Annotated in this window: 17 protein-coding genes; 9 read left to right on the forward strand and 8 right to left on the reverse strand. The window is 67.2% G+C overall.

Going from position 1 to position 17,740, the window contains the following annotated elements; all coding sequences use genetic code 11:
- The first annotated feature begins 28 nt into the window (after positions 1–28).
- The 3 genes from VF643_RS14765 to VF643_RS14775 all read left to right on the forward strand — a co-directional run bounded on the left by VF643_RS14765 (position 29) and on the right by VF643_RS14775 (position 4,541).
- Positions 29–2,287, forward strand: a complete 2,259-nt coding sequence (locus tag VF643_RS14765; protein WP_331044140.1) for an NADP-dependent malic enzyme — start codon at positions 29–31, stop codon at positions 2,285–2,287.
- A gap of 260 nt (positions 2,288–2,547) precedes the next feature.
- The gene (locus VF643_RS14770; protein ID WP_331044141.1) at positions 2,548–3,351 is read left to right on the forward strand and encodes a hypothetical protein; all 804 of its coding nucleotides are present in this window, start codon (positions 2,548–2,550) and stop codon (positions 3,349–3,351) included.
- 128 nt (positions 3,352–3,479) lie between these two features.
- Positions 3,480–4,541 (forward strand): cellulase family glycosylhydrolase, encoded by a 1,062-nt coding sequence (locus tag VF643_RS14775; protein ID WP_331044142.1) that lies wholly within the window; start codon positions 3,480–3,482, stop codon positions 4,539–4,541.
- A 312-nt stretch (positions 4,542–4,853) separates the two neighbouring features.
- On the opposite strand, the gene VF643_RS14780 is transcribed toward VF643_RS14775, so the two are convergent.
- Positions 4,854–5,642 (reverse strand): SDR family oxidoreductase, encoded by a 789-nt coding sequence (locus tag VF643_RS14780; protein ID WP_331044143.1) that lies wholly within the window; start codon positions 5,640–5,642, stop codon positions 4,854–4,856.
- A gap of 131 nt (positions 5,643–5,773) precedes the next feature.
- Here VF643_RS14780 and VF643_RS14785 point away from each other — a divergent pair, with 131 nt between their 5' ends.
- The 3 genes from VF643_RS14785 to VF643_RS14795 all read left to right on the forward strand — a co-directional run bounded on the left by VF643_RS14785 (position 5,774) and on the right by VF643_RS14795 (position 8,788).
- Entirely contained in the window at positions 5,774–6,601 is an 828-nt protein-coding gene (locus VF643_RS14785) for an SDR family NAD(P)-dependent oxidoreductase (RefSeq protein WP_331044144.1), read from the forward strand.
- A 41-nt stretch (positions 6,602–6,642) separates the two neighbouring features.
- Positions 6,643–8,028, forward strand: coding sequence for an MFS transporter (locus VF643_RS14790; RefSeq protein ID WP_331044145.1), 1,386 nt, complete (start codon positions 6,643–6,645; stop codon positions 8,026–8,028).
- A 256-nt stretch (positions 8,029–8,284) separates the two neighbouring features.
- The gene (locus VF643_RS14795; RefSeq protein ID WP_331044162.1) at positions 8,285–8,788 is read left to right on the forward strand and encodes a CHAP domain-containing protein; all 504 of its coding nucleotides are present in this window, start codon (positions 8,285–8,287) and stop codon (positions 8,786–8,788) included.
- A gap of 148 nt (positions 8,789–8,936) precedes the next feature.
- On the opposite strand, the gene msrB is transcribed toward VF643_RS14795, so the two are convergent.
- The 4 genes from msrB to VF643_RS14815 all read right to left on the reverse strand — a co-directional run bounded on the left by msrB (position 8,937) and on the right by VF643_RS14815 (position 12,974).
- The gene (gene msrB / locus VF643_RS14800; RefSeq protein WP_331044146.1) at positions 8,937–9,434 is read right to left on the reverse strand and encodes a peptide-methionine (R)-S-oxide reductase MsrB; all 498 of its coding nucleotides are present in this window, start codon (positions 9,432–9,434) and stop codon (positions 8,937–8,939) included.
- A 116-nt stretch (positions 9,435–9,550) separates the two neighbouring features.
- The gene (locus VF643_RS14805; protein WP_331044147.1) at positions 9,551–10,780 is read right to left on the reverse strand and encodes a cytochrome P450; all 1,230 of its coding nucleotides are present in this window, start codon (positions 10,778–10,780) and stop codon (positions 9,551–9,553) included.
- 31 nt (positions 10,781–10,811) lie between these two features.
- Positions 10,812–11,450: an ABC transporter permease gene (locus VF643_RS14810; protein WP_331044163.1), complete on the reverse strand. Its 639-nt coding sequence runs from the start codon at positions 11,448–11,450 to the stop codon at positions 10,812–10,814.
- A gap of 600 nt (positions 11,451–12,050) precedes the next feature.
- Positions 12,051–12,974 carry an ABC transporter ATP-binding protein gene (locus VF643_RS14815; protein ID WP_331044148.1) on the reverse strand — a complete coding sequence of 308 codons (924 nt, stop codon included), beginning with the start codon at positions 12,972–12,974 and terminating at the stop codon, positions 12,051–12,053.
- 43 nt (positions 12,975–13,017) lie between these two features.
- Between VF643_RS14815 and queG the strand changes: the two genes are divergently transcribed.
- Both queG and VF643_RS14825 read left to right on the forward strand, forming a co-directional pair.
- Positions 13,018–14,226 carry a tRNA epoxyqueuosine(34) reductase QueG gene (gene queG, locus VF643_RS14820; RefSeq protein ID WP_331044149.1) on the forward strand — a complete coding sequence of 403 codons (1,209 nt, stop codon included), beginning with the start codon at positions 13,018–13,020 and terminating at the stop codon, positions 14,224–14,226.
- 30 nt (positions 14,227–14,256) lie between these two features.
- Positions 14,257–14,832 carry a hypothetical protein gene (locus VF643_RS14825; RefSeq protein ID WP_331044150.1) on the forward strand — a complete coding sequence of 192 codons (576 nt, stop codon included), beginning with the start codon at positions 14,257–14,259 and terminating at the stop codon, positions 14,830–14,832.
- A gap of 71 nt (positions 14,833–14,903) precedes the next feature.
- Here the strand turns inward: VF643_RS14825 and VF643_RS14830 are convergent, their stop codons facing one another.
- Both VF643_RS14830 and VF643_RS14835 read right to left on the reverse strand, forming a co-directional pair.
- Entirely contained in the window at positions 14,904–15,152 is a 249-nt protein-coding gene (locus VF643_RS14830) for a hypothetical protein (RefSeq protein ID WP_331044151.1), read from the reverse strand.
- Positions 15,153–15,345: 193 nt separating this feature from the next.
- Positions 15,346–15,708 (reverse strand): hypothetical protein, encoded by a 363-nt coding sequence (locus VF643_RS14835; RefSeq protein ID WP_414713875.1) that lies wholly within the window; start codon positions 15,706–15,708, stop codon positions 15,346–15,348.
- A 130-nt stretch (positions 15,709–15,838) separates the two neighbouring features.
- Here VF643_RS14835 and VF643_RS14840 point away from each other — a divergent pair, with 130 nt between their 5' ends.
- Positions 15,839–16,834: an adenosine kinase gene (locus tag VF643_RS14840; protein WP_331044152.1), complete on the forward strand. Its 996-nt coding sequence runs from the start codon at positions 15,839–15,841 to the stop codon at positions 16,832–16,834.
- 83 nt (positions 16,835–16,917) lie between these two features.
- Here VF643_RS14840 and VF643_RS14845 read toward each other — a convergent pair.
- Positions 16,918–17,740: APC family permease (locus tag VF643_RS14845; RefSeq protein ID WP_331044153.1), on the reverse strand; the 823-nt coding region annotated here is incomplete at its 5' end.

The raw sequence follows: 17,740 nt of genomic DNA on the forward strand, positions 1-17,740 counted from the left end.
GCCTCTAGCGTCCCCGGGAGCCGCGCACATGTCCGACGAAACCAACGTCCAATTCTCCGAGCGCGAGGCGCTGCTGTTCCATTCGGAGGGGCGGCCGGGCAAGATCGAGATCATCGCGAGCAAGCCGATGGCGACGCAGCGCGATCTGGCGCTGGCCTATTCGCCCGGCGTCGCGGTGCCGGTGCGCGCGATCTACGAGGATCCGGCGGCGGCCTATGACTATACCGCCAAGGGCAATCTGGTCGCGGTAATCTCCAACGGCACTGCGATCCTGGGGCTGGGCAATCTCGGCGCGCTGGCGTCCAAGCCGGTGATGGAGGGCAAGGCGGTGCTGTTCAAGCGCTTCGCCGACGTCGATTCGATCGACATCGAGCTGAAGACCGAGGACGTGAACCGCTTCATCGACGCGGTCGAGCTGATGGAGCCGACCTTCGGGGGGATCAACCTGGAGGATATCAAGGCGCCCGAATGCTTCATCATCGAGCAGACGCTGCGCGAGCGGATGAACATCCCGGTCTTCCACGACGACCAGCACGGCACCGCGATCATCACCGCGGCGGGACTCATCAACGCGTGCCTGCTGACCGGCCGGCGGCTGAACACGATCAAGGTGGTCGTCAACGGCGCGGGCGCGGCGGCGATCGCGTGCACCGAGCTGATGAAGGCGATGGGGGTGCGCGGCGACAACGTCATCATGTGCGACCGTACCGGCGTGATCTATCAGGGCCGCGACGACATCAACCAGTGGCAGTCGGCGCATGCCGCGGTCACCGAGCGCCGGACCCTGACCGAGGCGCTGCACGGCGCCGACGTGTTCCTGGGGCTGTCGGCCGCGGGTGCGCTGGCGCCGGAGATGGTCAAGGACATGGCGCCGGCGCCGATCATCTTCGCGATGGCCAATCCCGAACCCGAGATCCGCCCCGAACTCGCCAAGGCGGCGCGTCCCGACGCGATCGTCGCCACCGGCCGGTCGGATTATCCGAACCAGGTCAACAACGTGCTGGGCTTTCCGTTCATCTTCCGCGGGGCGCTGGACGTGCGTGCTACGGGCATCAACGATGCGATGAAGATCGCCGCCGCCCATGCGATCGCCGAACTGGCACGCGAGCGGGTGCCCGAGGAGGTCGCGATAGCTTATGGCGTGCGCCACAGTTTCGGCCCCGAGTATATCATCCCAGCGCCGTTCGACCCGAGGCTGATGGAGGTCGTGCCAGCCGCGGTCGCCAAGGCGGCGATGGATTCGGGCGTCGCGACCAAGCCGATCCTGGACATGGAGGGTTATCGCCAGTCACTGCGCGCGCGCCTGAACCCCACCACCTCGGTACTCAGTCTGGCCTATGAAGGCGCGCGTGCGCATCCCAAGCGCGTGATCTTTGCCGAGGCCGAGGAGGAAGTCGTCCTGCGCGCGGCGATCGCTTTCAAGGAGGGCGGCTATGGCACGCCGGTGCTCGTCGGGCGAGACGACGTGCCGGACAGGCTGCGTGCGCTCGGTGTCGACGACCCCGCCGCCTACGAACTCCACAACAGCCGCAATTCGCCGCTGGTGCCGCGGATGGCGGATTTCCTCTACGCGCGGCTCCAGCGCCGCGGCTATCTGCGCCGCGATTGCGAGCGGATGATAAATCAGGATCGCAACATCTTCGGCTCGGTGCTGCTGCAGCTGGGCGAGGCCGATGCGATGATAACCGGGATCACGCGCACCTATGCCCACACGATCCGCGAGGTTCGGCGGGTGATCGACCCCGAGGCCGGGCGCACCCCGTTCGGCATCCATCTGCTCGTCGGGCAGAGCCATACCGTGTTCATGGCGGACACCACGATCAACGAACGCCCGACCGCGGTGGAGCTGGCCGACATCGCCGAACAGACCGCCGCGGTCGCCCGGCGGATGGGCCACGAACCGCGCGTGGCGTTTCTCAGCTATTCCAACTTCGGCAATCCCGAAGGCAAATGGCTGGAAAATATCCGCGAGGCGGTGAAGGTGCTGGAGGGCAGGGGCGTCGGCTTCGAATTCGAAGGCGAGATGACCCCCGACGTCGCGCTCAACCCGCGGCAGCTGGCCAATTATCCCTTCGCCCGGCTATCCGGCCCGGCCAACGTGCTGGTGATGCCGGGGCTGCAATCGGCCAACCTGTCCGCCAAGCTGCTGCGCGAACTGGGCGGCGACACGATGATCGGCCCGATGCTGATCGGCATGGAAAAGCCGGTGCAGATCGCGCCGATGAACAGCACGGCGAGCGAACTCGTGACGCTGGCGGTGCTGGCCGCCGGGGGAATCGCGCGCTAGGGCGCGCTATTCTTTCGAGGGCTCACCTACCGCAACCGTTCTCCTGCGAAAGCAGGAGTCCCGGATGGCAGGGTGCGGCCTGTGGCTCTGGGCTCCTGCGTTTGCCAAGAGAACGGGAGGAGTGACGCAAGCCATTCCAGCGGTCCAATGTCGATCCGCCCTGGCTGTCGTTGGAGAGGATGCCTCCGTTTCGGAGGTTGTCTTGCTTGCCGCCAGCGATGGCGCAGGCATCGTCTGTCGAACCGAGGGGGGAAGCGGACATGCGGATCTGGATCATGGCGGGCGCGCTGGCGCTGGGCGGGTGTTCGTCGCTCAACAGCTTGCGAACCGATCTTTCGGCACCGGCGCCGTCCACCGACCGGGAGGCCGAGGCGCTGGTCGCCAACCTTCGCGAGGCGTATCGCGCGCGGTGCGGCCCCGGTGACGCGCCAGCGGATTGCCAGGGGTTTCAGACCGACCTGAACGTGGCCGGCGTGACGCGTTTCACCGGTGCCGGGATGGCGCTCTCCGATCTCTATTGCGACCGTTTCTTTCGCAGCACCAACCAGGCGGCGCGCAAGCGACGGTTCGGCAGCGGTCTGGCGACCGATGCCAGCACGTTGGTGGCGGGTGTCCTGAACCTGGCGAAGGCGGGCGCCGACGGGATCACGGCGTCGACGCTGGGGTTCAACGCGATCAACGGCACGTTCCGCAATTACGACCAGAGTTTCATGGTGGACGCCGATCTGTCCAAGCTGCGCCGCCTGGTTCTTTCTGCACAGGACAACATGCGGCTGCGCATCGACAACGAGCCGCCAAAGACCATCTTCGCGGCGGAATCGACGATCCTGCGCTATGCCGGGCTATGTTCGTTCCTGGGCATGCAGGATCTCCTCAATACATCGGTGACGGAGAAGACCGCGCAGATCGAACAGCAGAATGCCGCCCAGTCGAAACCGCTCGTGGCGGCCCCCGTTCCGGTCGCCCCGGCCCCGGGGGCGCCTGCCGCCGCAGCTCCGCCCGCCGTGCCGCCGCCCGCCGCGGTTGCGCCTCAGGTGCTTGCGCCGCTGCCGCCGCCCAACTGATCCGCCGTCTGCTTCGATACGTGCGTGCGCGATGCGAGCGGATTGGCGGTGGGGGCGTACCGGATTCAATGTAAGGGTTAATTCAGGTTATCCATGTATATCCGCCCGTGGAGAGGGAGCGGAAGGCAATGGAAATGATGTCGGGACGATGGACGGCTGAGGCCGCGCATGGCTGGTTCGATGCGCAACCGTGGCTGGTGGGGTGCAATTTCACGCCTGCCTATGCGATCAACCAGTTGGAGATGTGGCAGCCCGAGAGCTTCGATCTCGTGGCGATCGCGCGCGAATTGGCGCTGGCATCGTCGCTGGGCATGAATGCCGTGCGCGTCTATCTTCACGATCTTCTCTGGCTACAGGATGGGCCGGGCTTTCTCGATCGGGTCGATGCGTTTCTGCGCGCTGCCGACCGGCATGGCATCCGCACGATGCTGGTGCTGTTCGATTCCTGCTGGGATCCCGAACCCGCGCTCGGGCCGCAGCGCGCGCCGCGTGCGGGCGTGCACAATTCGGGCTGGGTCCAGTCGCCGGGCATCCCCGCGCTCAACGATGCCAGTCAGCATCTCAGGCTGGAAAGCTATGTGAAGGACGTCGTTCGCCGTTTCGCGAACGATTCCCGCGTGCTGGCCTGGGACATCTGGAACGAGCCCGACAATGGTCCGGAAGTGGCGCTGTGCGATCCGGTCGCGCTGAAGGCCAAGGCGGACCTGGTCGTGCCGCTGCTGAATGCGGCGTTCGGCTGGGCGCGCGAGAGCGGGGCGACGCAACCCCTGACCAGCGGCATCTGGCTGGGCGACTGGTCCGCACCCGACCTGCTCAGTCCGATCCAGCGCGCGCAGACCGGCCAGTCGGACGTGATCTCGTTTCACAATTACGGCAATGCCGAGGATTTCGTCACCCGCGTGAAGTGGCTCGGCGCGATGGGCCGGCCGCTGATGTGCACCGAATTCATGGCGCGTCCGGCGGGCAGCACGTTCCAGGCGATCCTGCCACCCGCCAAAGAATATAAGGTCGGCGCCTTCTGCTGGGGCCTGGTGCGCGGCAAGACCCAGACGCATCTGCCGTGGGACGGCTGGGACGGCCGCCTGCCCGATACGCCGGCAGACGCCTGGTTCCACGATATCTTCGACGAGGGCGGGGTGGCGCACGATCCGACCGAGGTCGAGTTCCTGCGGCTGTTGAGCGCGATCTGACACCGCGGGCCGGCGCCTCGAAACGAACGGCTCCAGCCTGGATGGCAAGGTCGTCCCGACGGCGCACGACCTGTGCGCCTGGGCCCCGGCCTTCGCCGGGGAGGCGTTCGCTGGCCCAGGCGTATCAACTTGGTCGCGAACGGCTCCGGGATGCACGCGACATTCGGCCGAGTTTCTGACTGCGGGATCCGTTCTCCTGCGAACGCAGGAGCCAGAGCCAAGGGGGGGATGCGCCCTGCCACCCTGGACTCCTGCTTTCGCCAAGAGAACAGGAAAGATCGGAGTGGAACAAGACCACTCTCCGACGAGCGTTCAGGCGTCGATGCTGGTGCCCAGAGCGGCATGGACCAGCCCGCCGTCGACGGTGATCGTGTCGCCGATCACATAGTCGCCGGCGCGGCTTGCCAGATAGATGGCGGTGCCGGCCATGTCCTCGTCCACACCAATGCGCTTGGCCGGGATGCCCTTGGCGATGGCGTCGCCGTGGTCGCGTGCGGCCTTGTTCATTTCGCTGGCGAAGGCGCCAGGTGCGATCGAGGTGACGTTGATCGAATCCTGTACCAGCCGCGCGGCCATCCGCTTGGTCAGATAGATCAGCGCCGATTTGGAGGCATGATAGCTGTACGTCTCCCACGGGTTCAGCCGCTGACCGTCGATCGAGGTGATGTTGATGACCTTGGCGGGCCGCGCCGCAGACGCCGCGGCCTTTAGCGCGGGGTGGAGAGCCTGGGTCAGGAAGAACGGCGATTTGACGTTCAGGTCCATGACCTTGTCCCAGCCCTTTTCGGGGAAATCCTCGAACGGTTCGCCCCAGGCGGCGCCCGCGTTGTTGACGAGGATGTCGAGCGCGCCTTCATGCTCGGCCAGTTGCGCGGCGAGCGCCTTGCAGCCCGCGACCGTCGAAACGTCCTGCGGCAGGGCGATGCAATTGGGGCCGAGTTCGGCGACCGCGGCTTCGCAGGCATCGGCTTTCCGCGACGAGATATAGACCTTGGCACCCTGCGCGATGAAGCCGGCGGCAATCATCTTGCCGATCCCGCGCGATCCGCCGGTGACCAGCGCCACGCGCCCGTCGAGGCGGAAGAGGTTGGTGGTATCCATCGCTTGGCTCTCCTGCATGTTTGCGCCGCTGCTATCGCGCGCGGCGGCGGTGCGCAAACCCGGAGTTCGAAACGATGCCCGATTGACGGGGGTGGCGCCCATACTATGCTCCGAAAAAAGGACGTGGACATATGCGGTTCGAGGGCAAGCGCGCGGTCGTGACCGGCGGCGCTTCGGGCATAGGGCGCGCCACGGCGCTGCGGCTGGCGCAAGAGGGTGCGCATGTGATCGTGGGCGACCTGGACGCGGAGGGCGGTGCGGCCATTGCCGACGCGTCCGGCGGCGCGATCGCGTTCCTGCGCACCGACGTCACCCACGAGGCGGACATCGTCGCGCTGCTCGCCGCCGCCGATGCCGCGGGCGGGCTGGACGTGCTGTTCAACAACGCCGGCGCAGGCGGCGCGCGCGCGCCGATCGGGGAAATCGCGGCGGAGGATTGGGACGCGACGATGGCACTGCTGCTGCGATCGGTCGCGCTGGGCATCCGCCATGCCGCGCCGCTGATGGCGAAACGCGGCGGCGGCGCGATCGTCAACACGTCGAGCGTCTCGGCGCTGGGCACCGGCTATGCGCCGACCGCTTATTCCACCGCCAAGGCCGGGGTGCTCCATCTGACCAGGCTCGCCGCCGCCGATCTGGCGGGAGACGGCATTCGCGTGAATGCGGTGGTGCCCGGCTTCATCACGACCGGCATCTTCACCCGGCATCTCGGCATCGCGGGCGAGAAGCTGGCCGCGGCCGATGCCGCAATCGCCGGGGTCGCGGCGGGCGCGCAGCCGATCCAGCGCGCGGGTACGCCCGAGGACATTGCGGCGGCGGTCGCCTTCCTGGCGAGCGACGACGCCAGCTTCGTCACCGGTACGCACATCGTGATCGACGGCGGGCTGACGATCGGCACGCGTGCGAGCTGGGACCGGCAGTCGCCTTCGCTCCTCACCGCGCTGGAGGCTTTCCGGTGACGTCGGCCACGCCGTCCGTCCGTCGCCTCAGCCGCCGGACGATGACGAGTTATGCGTTCGGGGCGACGGCTTACGGGGTGAAGGATTCGGGCTTCGGCACGTTCCTGCTGCTGTTCTATAATCAGGTCGTCGGGCTGCCGTCCGCGACCGTCGGGCTGGTCATCATGCTGGCGCTGGTGATCGACGCCTTCATCGACCCCGCGGTGGGTTTCTTGTCCGATCGCACGCGTTCGGGCTGGGGGCGGCGGCATCCGTGGATGTATGCCTCCGCGCTGCCGATCATGGTCGGGTGGATCGCATTGTGGAACCCGCCCGCGGATGCCTCACACACGACCGCGCTGGTCTGGCTGTTCGCCTGCGCGGTGCTCGTGCGCAGTGCGGTGAGTTGCTACGAGGTGCCCTCGGTCGCGCTTACCCCCGAACTGTCCGCCGATTACGACGAGCGCACGCGGATCATGGCGTGGCGTTATCTTTTCGGCTGGATCGGCGGATTGGCGATGCTGACCGCGGCATACCTCTATTTCCTGGCGCCCACCGCGGGCTTTCCCAACGGGCTGCTCAACCGCGCGGGCTATGGCGGGTTCGCGCTGGCGGGCGCGCTGTTCATGGGGATCGCCATCCTGGTGTCGGCGGGGGGCACCCACCACGAAATCCCCAATCTGCCGCAGCCCGAGATCGTGCCGCAGTCGCTGGTCCAGAATTTTCGGGAATTGGGCGAGACGGTGCGCAACCGGGCCTTCGTCGTGCTGATGCTCGCCAGCGTGTGCGCCTACACGCTCCAGGGCATCAGTTATGCGATGTCGAATTACCTCTACAGCTATGTCTGGCGGTTTGAGGGGCCGGTGTTCGCGTATCTGACGATGGCGCTGTTCTCCGGGGTGTTCGTGGCATTCGGCGTGGCGCCGCGTGCCGGAAGGCTGTTGGGCAAGCCGCGCGCGGCGATGGCGGGGGTGCTGATGGGGGCGACGTTCAACACCGCGCCCTACTGGCTGCGGCTCGCCGGTCTGTTCCCGGAGGTGGGGGACGCCGCCTTGCTGCCGGTCCTGTTCGCCTTCTTCATCGCGGGCACCGCGTGCAACGTGTCGGGCTTCATCCTGGGGGCGTCGATGATGGCCGATGTCGCGGAGGATTCGGAGGCGAAGACCGGGCGGCGATCGGAGGGCGTGTTCTTCGCGGGATCGTTCTTCGTGCAGAAATGCACATCGGGCATCGGCATCTTCGCCGCGGGCATGATCCTGGCGCTTGCGAACTTTCCCGCGCGGGCGAATCCGGGCACGGTGCCGGTGGCGACGATCGACCGGCTGACGGTGACCTATGCGGGGCTCTACATCCTGCTCGCCTGCGCCGCTGCGTTCTTCTTCACCCGCTTTCCGTTCGGGCGCGCAGAGCATGACGCGCGACTGGCGCGGCTGGCCGCGGCGGACTGATCGGCGAGTCCGGCCGCAACGGGCGGCGTTCGCTGGCGTGAGTGCCGACAAGATTGGGGTCCATCGCGGCGCGAATGCGGGTTTCGACACAGGTCGTCGGCGGCGGAACACGCTTCATCCGATAAGGTTCCGGCGCGTATAGGAATAATAAACCTCCGCCCGTAGCGAGGCTGCGACAACCGCTTCCGACCGGGGGGTCATTTTGAACTTCAAGACTTTTGCAGTGCGATTCGCGCTGGTGTTCTCGTGCGGCCTGATGACGGCCACTCCGGCGTTCGCGCAATTCTGGCAGTGCGCGCCGTTCGCCCGCCAGGCTTCGGGGATCGACATCCGCGGCAATGCGAACACCTGGTGGGGCCAGGCCGCTGGGCGGTACGCCCGCGGCAACACGCCGAAACCCGGCGCGGTGCTGGCGTTCGAGGCGACGCGGCGGATGCGCGTGGGCCATGTGGCCATGGTGTCCAAGGTCGTGGGCGAGCGCGAAGTGCTGCTCACCCATGCCAATTGGTCGCGCCGCGGCGGTGTCGAGACCGACGTTCGGGCGATCGACGTTTCGGCGGCGGGCGACTGGAGCCTGGTGCGGGTGTGGTACGGACCGCAAGGGTCGCTGGGCACCTCGGCCTATCCTGCAAACGGCTTCATCTATGCGGATCGCGCGCTTAAGGCGGACACGCTGCCGCCGGTGGAGCTGGTCGCCGCACCGAACGAGACGCAGCTCGCCAATGCGGGTTCGCTGGCCGCGGTGGGCGCTGCGCTCTAGGCGCGACGCGGTATCTGGTATCCTCTCGCGCACCTGTTTGCTTGCGAAAGCAGGAGTCCAGAGCCACCAGCGATGTGCCCTGCCGTCCTGGGCTCCTGCTTTCGCAGGAGAACGGCGCGGCGGGAGCGAATCGTGATCGCAAATCGCGCTAAGCCGCCTTCTCCGGCCTGAAAGTCATCGCGACGCCGTTCATGCAATAGCGCTTCCCCGTAGGCTTGGGGCCGTCGTCGAAGACATGGCCCAGATGCCCGCCGCAGCGCGCGCAATGCACTTCGGTACGTGCCATCATCAGCTTTCCGTCGGTGCGGGTGCCGACGGCGCCGGACAGCGGCGCCCAGAAGCTGGGCCAGCCGGTGCCGCTTTCGAACTTGGTCTTCGAGGCGAACAGCGGCTGCGCGCAGCCGGCGCAGGCGAACGTGCCGGCGCGCTTTTCTCGATTGAGCGGGCTGGTGCCCGGCGTTTCGGTATCCTCCTGGCGCAGCACGCGATAGGCGGCCGGCGAGAGCATCCGGCGCCATTCGGCGTCGCTGCGGGTGACGGGGAAGCGCTCGGCAGCGTCGGCCGAACGGCTTCCGCAGCCAAACAGGGCGAAGGCGCCGGCGCCGAGCCCGGCGAGGCGGAAGAAGGTGCGGCGGTCTGTATCCATCCGTGGAATATGGGAGCGGTGTCGCCCAGTTCCAGTGTCTTGCCAGCCGGCTGTCCTCACCCATCGCCGGCTTCGCCGTCTCTCCCTCTCCCCGCGGGAGAGGGAAGGGGGCAGGTTCAATATTTCGAAATCTCGACCGGCAGCTTGCGATAGCCGTGGACGAAGCATGCAGCGACGCGTTCCGGCTCGCCGAGGACGTTTACGCGCATGCGGCGCTTGGCCATTTCCTCAAGCAGGATGCCGATCTGCAATTCCGCCAGCCGTGCGCCGACGCAGCGGTGGATGCCGTGGCCGAATGCCAGGTGACGCCGTGCGTTGGGCCGATCGACGCGGATGGTGTCCGCATCCTCGAACATGGTTTCGTCGCGGTTGGCGGAGATATACCAGAGCGCCAGCTTGTCGCCCGCGCGGATCGTCTGCCCCATCAGCTCGGTGTCCGCAGTCGCGGTGCGGCGCATGTGCGCGAGCGGGGTCTGCCAGCGCAGGATTTCCTGGGTCGCATTGGGGATCAGCGACGGATCGCCCTCCAGCTTCGCACGCGCATCAGGGAAGCAGTCCAGGCCATAGGCCAGCGCGCTCATCGAATTGCGGGTCGTGTCATTGCCACCGACGATCAGCAGGATCAGATTGCCGATGAATTCGTGATGATCCATCTCACGCATCGCATCGGAATGGATCATCATCGAGATGAGGTCGGGGGTGGGTTCCTTGCCGACCTTGGCATTCCACAGATTCTGGAAATAGGCGCCGCATTCGAACATGTGGACCAGGCGCTGCTGGCGCAGTTCCTCGGTCTTCACGAGTTCGATGTCGCCGGCCCAGTCCGACCAGAAGGTCAGCTTGCGGCGATCTTCCCAGGGGAAGTCGAAGAGGATCGCCAGCATCTGCGTCGTCAGTTCGACGGAGACGGTGTCCACCCAGTCGAACGGCGTATTCCACTCCAGCGAATCGAGAATGTCCGCGGTGCGCCGGCGGATGTCCCCTGACATCCGCGTCATCTCCGACGGGGTGAATGCCGGTGCCACGGTGCGGCGTTGCGCGGTATGGACGGGCCGATCGCGCGCGATGAACATCGGCATGCGCACATCGCGCCCCTCCTGGAAATCGGCGATCGTGATGCCGCCCGCTTCGGAGGAGTAGAGGTCGGGCAGCGATTCGACCTCGACGATGCCCTTGTAGGTGGAGACCGACCAATAGGGTCCATAATCGCTGTGCGGGACATAATGGACCGGCGCCTCTGCCCGCAGCGTGCGGAACGGAGCCTGCCACACGTCGTCGCGGTACAGTGCCGCGCGGCTGACGTCGAAGGGGTCGGCGGTGAGCGCCTCTACCGATTGTGTCGCCATGTCATCTCTCCAATTTTCGCAGAGCAGACGCTTAACTGACACCCATGTCAACAGCTTTGCGCCGCCGCCAGAACGGCTGGGCGCTGCCCGATTGCAGCACGCCGCGGCGGAACAGGCGGGCGCCGATGATGATGAAGATCGCTACCCATAACGCCTGCCACGCCAGCGCCGCGGCGTGCGGCCACAATCCGGGCAGGCTGGCGGCATGCCCGGCCATCGCGAAAGGTGACGACAGCGGGAAGATCTCGGCCACGGTGGCAACCCAGCTTCCCGGCCGCGCGGCGGCGGCACTCGCCAGCCCGAACATCGCCATTTGCAGGATGGTGATCGGCAGCGACAGCATCTGGATTTCGCGCGGGGTGGACGCCTGCGCCCCGATGCCGAGGAAGACCGAGCCGAGCAGCAAATAGGCCATCGTGAAATAGCCGGCGAACAGCAGCGCGAACATGGGGGCGCCGACCGCGGGCGACAGGCCGCCAAGCCCCGCGGCCATCGCGGGCGGCAGCAGCGCGCCGACGTTGCCCGCAACCGTGCCCCAGAAGCCCACGAAGAGGACCGCAACGCCGAACATGCCGAGCAACTTGCCCAGGAAAACCGCCTCCAGCGGCACCGCGGCGGCGAGCACCTCGATGACCTTGTTGTTCCGCTCCTCGGCCATCGTGCCGACCACCTGGCCGGAGAGGAACAAAGTCAGGAAGAAGATGCCGAAGACTGCCAGGAAGCCCGAACCGTTGCGATCGCCGCGTGGCGTGCGCCGGGGGCTGGATCATGGTTCTGGTCGCGACGACTTCCGGTGCCCTGGCGCCCAGACGGCTATCGGTCAGCGTCTCCCGTGCCAGCACCGCCAGGTAATCGGCGGCGCGCGGGCCGCGCGGGCCATAGAGGATCGCGGGGCGGTTCAGCGGGCCGTAGATGACCGCGCTGGCGTCGTAATCCTTTGCCGTGAAGGCGGCACGCGCCTGGGCGGCGGGATCGCGCGAGGGCGCGGCGATGAGCAGCATCGGCGGGGCCTCTTCGCGCCGGAAGACTGTGCGCAATCGCTTGTCCGCTGCCTGCATCGGCGCGGCCAGCGCGGGCGGGACGATCGCGACGATGCGTTCGACGTCCGGCGTGCTGCCGACGTTGCTGGCGGCCAGCGCACCGATCGTGCTGAACGACCCCAGCAGCACCGGCGCGAAGAGGAAGAGGAGGAAGATCGGCGTGAACACCGTCGCGACGAAATCGCGGCGTGCGATCGTCAGCGTCTGGCGGATCATCCGGCGGGTGCGCGTCATGCGGCGTCTCCGCGCGGCGCATCCTGTTCGCCGACGATGCGGACGAACGCCTCGTGCAGCCCCGGCCGCGCGATCGTCAGCCCGGCGATGCCGAACCCTGCGTCGATCAGTGCCACGAGCAGCGGCTCGATCCCGCCGCCGGGCATCTCGAATTTCCACTCGGCGCCCTCGCGCACCGCATCCGGCGGGAGCAGCGCCGCGACGCCCGCCCCGTCGCGATGCGGGCGGTAGCGGACACGCTCGGGCAGGGTGGCGCGCGCCTCGTCTACCGTGCCCTCGAACCGTCTCTTGCCGCCCGCGATGATCGCCAGCCGGTCGCACAGCCGCTCGGCATGCGCCATGACGTGGGTGGAAAAGAGGATGGTCGCGCCGCGGGTCCGCTCGGCCAGGATCAACGCTTCCAGCCGCTCCTGATTGACCGGGTCGAGGCCCGAAAAAGGTTCGTCGAGGACGAGCAGGTCGGGCTGGTGGACGACCGAGCCGAGGAGTTGCACGAGCTGTGCCATGCCCTTGGACAATTTGCGGATTTTCTGGTCGGCGGCGTGGCCGAGGCCGGCCGCTTCCAGCAACGTCACCGCGCGGGCGCGACCGGTACGCAGCGGCAGGCCGCGCAGGGCGCCGAGGAAGGCGATCGCCTCACGCGCCTTCATCGAGGGGTAGAGTCCGCGTTCCTCGGGCAGATAGCCGACCCGGTCCGACGCGTCGCGCGGGTGCGCTTCGCCGAGCAGCGTCCGCTCGCCGCTGTCGGGCTCGATGATGCCGAGCAGCATCCTGAGCGTCGTCGTCTTGCCTGCGCCATTGGGCCCGAGCACGCCGTAGATGCTGCCGCGCGGCACCGCGATGTCGACACCGTCGACCACCCGCCGGTCGCCGAAGCGCTTCACCAGGCCCTGGGCATGGACCGCCAGATCAGATTGCACGCGCGACATTCCCCCGGACACGCGCGGGTGGTAGCGGGCGGACGTGTCCCAAGACAAGCTGGAAGCGCGGATAAAGGCCAAGGCGCGCGAACTGGGCTTCGCCGCCTGCGGGATCGCGCGCGCCGATGCCGCGCCGCGCACGGCCGCGCGGCTGCGCCAATGGCTGGACGAGGGCATGCACGGCGGCATGATCTGGATGGAGGAGCGCAGCCATCAGCGCGGCAGCCCGTCCGCCTTGTGGCCCGAGGTGCGCAGCGTCATCTCGCTGGGCATGAGCTATGCGCCCACAGCCGATCCGTTGCGGCTGGCGGACGAGGGCGGGGTCGGACGCATCTCGGTCTATGCGCAAGGGGCCGATTATCACGACGTGGTCAAGAAGGCGCTGAAGGCGCTGGGCCGGTGGCTGGCCGCGGAGGGGGCCGGTTCGGGACAGGAATGCGATCTCAAGGTGTTCGTCGATACCGCGCCGGTGATGGAAAAGCCGCTGGCGGAGGCGGCGGGCGTCGGCTGGCAGGGCAAGCATACCAATCTGGTCAGCCGCGAGCATGGCAGCTGGCTGTTCCTGGGCGCCATCTATACCACCATCGACCTGGAGCCGGACGCGGCGGCGGCCGATACCTGCGGCAGTTGCGATGCGTGCCAGCGTGCCTGCCCGACGGCTGCCTTTCCCGCGCCCTACCGGCTCGATGCGCGGCGCTGCATATCCTACCTCACGATCGAGCACGCCGGGCCGATCCCGTACGAATTCCGCGAGGCGATCGGCAACCGCATCTATGGCTGCGACGATTGCCTGGCGGTGTGCCCGTGGAACAAGTTTGCGGCTTCGGCCTCGGCGAACCTGGCGTTCGCACCGCGCGCCGAACTGGCTGCGCCCGATCTGTCGGATCTGCTGGCGTTGGACGATGCCGGGTTCCGCAAGGTGTTCGCGGGTTCGCCGATCAAGCGGATCGGGCGCGACCGGATGGTGCGCAACGCGGTAATCGCGGCGGGAAACAGTGGCGACGCGGACCTGACCGGGCCGGTGGCGGCGTTGCTGGCCGATCCGGCGGCGGCGGTGCGCGGGGCGGCGGTGTGGGCGCTCGCACGGCTGGACCCGCGGCGGTGGGCGGCGGAGCGGGACGGCAGGGCTGCTGCGGAGCAGGACGTGGGTGTGCTGGCAGAGTGGGACGCTTCCGGCCGTAGCATGGTCGGGGACGGTGGCATGGCCGGATCGATGGACCTTGCTCAAGCCGGCTTCATCACGATAGTCTAGCGGAACGCCTCGCGGGCAACGGAGGATTTGATGGCCATCATGCGCATTCCTGCGACGCAGGCGAACCCGTCGCGGCCGTTCGTCTGGGGCGGTGCCGCGTTGCTCCTGATGCTGCCGCTGGTCGCGATGCAGTTCACGCGAGAGATGCGGTGGGACACGGCCGATTTCGTGATCCTGGGCGCGATGCTGTTCGCCGCATGCGGCACCTACGAATTTGCCGTGCGGATGAGTGCGAGCATCGCATATCGCGCCGCAACCGGGCTGGCGGTGCTCGGCGCCTTCTCGCTGGTGTGGCTCAATCTGGCGGTCGGCATGATCGGCACCGAGCGTGACGCGGCCAATCTGATCTATGGCGGGGTGCTGGTGGTCGGTGTCGCAGGCGCGATCGTGGCGCGCGGCAGGCCGCTAGGGATGGCGCGGGCGATGACTGCTGTGGCGGGTATGCAGGGGCTTGTCGCGATAATCGCGCTTCTTTCGGGAAGCGGTGCTGCCGTGATCCTCGACGGATTCTTCGTGGCGCTATGGCTAGCATCGGCGCGGCTGTTCCGCAAAGCCGGTGCGTCCGGGCGCGGGGTGAGCTCGGCCAGGATTGCACCGATCATATAGGCCGGTAGAGCTACACCGTCGGTCAGGTGAAAGGCGGAGCGGCACGCCGTGCCGTTCCGCCCCCCTATCGCTTAGTTGCTGTCGGAATCGTCGTTCTTGGTCGCGTCGACGATCAGGATCGAAGCAATGCCGGCGCCGATCAGCAGGGCAACGATGCCGCCTGCGCCGCCACCGAGCTTGTTGGCCCGGGCCGAGGGTGCCTTCGCGCGAACGCTCTTGGCGACCGACAGCGACGCTGCCGGATTGGCCGGTGCAGCGAGGGCCGGTGCGGCCGACAAGGATGCAGCGGCGGCGATCGCCATGTATTTACCAAATTTCATTCAACGTCTCCCAACAGTTCCAGGATCAACACCGTCCAATTGGACGACGCCCGAAATGCCTCAACCGCCCCAGACCTGCTCAAGTTCCGTCGAAAAAGTCAAGATGAACGAATCTAGCGCGCGGTTCGCTCAAGCTGCCGAGGCCGATGGATCGCCGCCTCTGGACCGCACGATCCGACCCGGCAACGAGCGGCTATTTTCCTCCGTCCCGGCGGGTCAGTGCCGCGACGCAACTTGCGCGGTCGATCGTGCTGCCGTCTGGCTCGCGCGCATCGAGATAGGTGACGCGCGGCTCGGCACCGGCACTGGACGGGTAGAGATAGGCGTCGAGCACGCAGATGCCGCTCTGGAACTGGAGTTTGCGCGCGGTGCCTTCGCGCAAGTCGGCGTCCGGCTGGCCGAACAGCTGGGTCAGCGCGGCCGCGGTCTGGCCGTTGACGCGCTCCAGCCCGACGCTGCCATAGGTGACGCGAGGCGCCGCCACGATGCCGGGGCCGGCGCCAGCCACGCAGCCGCCCAGCAGCGGCAGGAGGAGGATCGCACTTCGCTTCGTCACACTTCTCTCCGGAATCAGGGACGACCGGGCGCCGCGATGCACGTCGCCCGCCCCGCCCGTCAACGTCGCGCCGGTTGCGCGCGCCGGACCGCCCGATTACGGCGGCGCTTTACCGTATGCGGAGCCAGCGTTGACCCAGCCCACCTATGATGTCGTCGCGATCGGCAATGCCATCGTCGACGTCCTGTCCCAGGCCGACGATTCCTTCATCGCGACCGAGGGCATGGCTAAGGGCTCGATGCAGTTGATGTTCTCGCCGGAAGAGGCCGACGCCCTTTACGCCAAGATGGGGTCGGGGATCGAGGCGAGCGGAGGGTCCGCGGCGAATACCGTCGCCGGCGTCGCCGCATTGGGCGGCAAGTGCGGCTTCATCGGGCAGGTCGCCGACGATCAGCTGGGCGAGGTGTTCGCGCACGACATCCGCAGCGTCGGCATCCGTTTCGATACGCCGGCGCGCGCAGGCGCCCCGACGACTGCGCGTTGCCTGATCTTCGTGACGCCCGATGGGCAGCGGACGATGAACACCTTCCTCGGCGCGTCGCAGTTCCTGCCGGCCGGGGCGCTCGATCGCGACCTCATCGCGGATGCCGCGATTCTGTATCTCGAAGGCTATCTCTGGGATCCCGAGGAACCGCGCGCCGCAATGCGCGCCGCGATCGAGATCGCGCGCAAGGCGGGCCGCAAGGTGGCGTTCACGCTCAGCGACGTTTTCTGCATCTCGCGCCACGGCGACGATTTCCGCAGATTGCTCGCCGACGGGTTGATCGACATCCTTTTCGCCAACGAGGCCGAACTGGCGGCGCTGGCCGGGATGACGGATTTCGAGGCGGCGGTGGCGCGGATTTCACCGCAGGTCGCGACGCTGGTGGTGACGCGCGGTGCCGAGGGCGCATGCGCGATCCAGCACGGCACGCGCGCGCAAGTTTCCGCCGAGCCGATCGCGCGCGTCGTCGACACTACCGGCGCGGGTGACCTGTTCGCGGCAGGATTCCTGCACGGCCAGGCGCAGGGCAAGGGGCTGGAGGCCTCGCTGAAGCTCGGCGCGATCTGCGCGGCGGAGATCATCAGCCATGTCGGCGCACGGCCGATCGTCGATCTGAGGGAATTGACTGCGCGGGTGGGGTAAAGTCGCCCGAACATGCGATGCAAAGAAAAGGCCCCGGCGGTCGTTCGCCGGGGCCTTCTCATGTCAGCACGGCCGCAGCCGCGTCAGGGCTGTTCGCCCACCGGCGCGACATATTCGCCCATCTCCGGGCGGTCTTCCTGATCCAGCCCCTTGTAGAGCCGGCTGTTGTGCATCCCATAGACGAAATAGAGGATGATCGCGCCGAGCGTGTACCAGCCGAAGAACACGAGCACGCGGTTCTCGACCGTAAATATCAGCGCGATGCACGATACGATCCCCAGCGCCGGCAGCACCGGGAACAACGGCACGGTGAAGCCGCGCGGGATGTGCGGGTGGGTCTTGCGCAGCCAGATGACCGAAAGGCAGACGATGGCAAAGGCGGCCAATGTGCCGACCGAGGTCATGTCGCCCAGCGTGTTGATGTCGAAGAACGCCGCCGCCGCGCCGGTTATCAGCCCGACGAGGATGGTGTTGACCCACGGCGTCTTGAACTTTGCGTGGACGGTAGCGAACACCCGCGGGAGCAGGCCGTCGCGCGCCATGGTGTAGAAGATGCGGGTTTGGCCGTACATCAGCACCAGCACCACCGACGTCAGGCCGACGATCGCGCCTGCCTTCACCAGCTTGGCGAACCAGGCCCATTGCGGCCCAAGCGCATCGACCGCGACGGCGACGGGATCGGGGACGTTGAGCGTCTTGTAGTTCACGATCAGCGTCATCACGATCGACACGAGGATGTAGATCAGCGTGCAGGCGGCCAGCGATCCGAGCAGGCCGATCGGCATGTCCTTCTTGGGGTTCTTGGCTTCCTGCCCCGCGGTCGAGACCGCCTCGAACCCGATATAGGCGAAGAACACGATCGATGCCGCGCGCAGGATGCCGTCCCAGCCGAACTTGCCTTCCTCG

Source organism: Sphingomonas sp. (genome assembly GCF_036387595.1).
Lineage (GTDB): Bacteria > Pseudomonadota > Alphaproteobacteria > Sphingomonadales > Sphingomonadaceae > Sphingomonas.

Bases quoted from the DNA above. Each gene is read 5' to 3' on its own strand.
- VF643_RS14765 (WP_331044140.1), top strand. From the start codon at position 29: ATGTCCGACGAAACCAACGTCCAATTCTCCGAGCGCGAGGCGCTGCTG.
- VF643_RS14770 (WP_331044141.1), top strand. From the start codon at position 2,548: ATGCGGATCTGGATCATGGCGGGCGCGCTGGCGCTGGGCGGGTGTTCG.
- VF643_RS14775 (WP_331044142.1), top strand. From the start codon at position 3,480: ATGGAAATGATGTCGGGACGATGGACGGCTGAGGCCGCGCATGGCTGG.
- VF643_RS14780 (WP_331044143.1), bottom strand. From the start codon at position 5,642: ATGGATACCACCAACCTCTTCCGCCTCGACGGGCGCGTGGCGCTGGTC.
- VF643_RS14785 (WP_331044144.1), top strand. From the start codon at position 5,774: ATGCGGTTCGAGGGCAAGCGCGCGGTCGTGACCGGCGGCGCTTCGGGC.
- VF643_RS14790 (WP_331044145.1), top strand. From the start codon at position 6,643: ATGACGAGTTATGCGTTCGGGGCGACGGCTTACGGGGTGAAGGATTCG.
- VF643_RS14795 (WP_331044162.1), top strand. From the start codon at position 8,285: ATGACGGCCACTCCGGCGTTCGCGCAATTCTGGCAGTGCGCGCCGTTC.
- msrB (WP_331044146.1), bottom strand. From the start codon at position 9,434: ATGGATACAGACCGCCGCACCTTCTTCCGCCTCGCCGGGCTCGGCGCC.
- VF643_RS14805 (WP_331044147.1), bottom strand. From the start codon at position 10,780: ATGGCGACACAATCGGTAGAGGCGCTCACCGCCGACCCCTTCGACGTC.
- VF643_RS14825 (WP_331044150.1), top strand. From the start codon at position 14,257: ATGGCCATCATGCGCATTCCTGCGACGCAGGCGAACCCGTCGCGGCCG.
- VF643_RS14830 (WP_331044151.1), bottom strand. From the start codon at position 15,152: ATGAAATTTGGTAAATACATGGCGATCGCCGCCGCTGCATCCTTGTCG.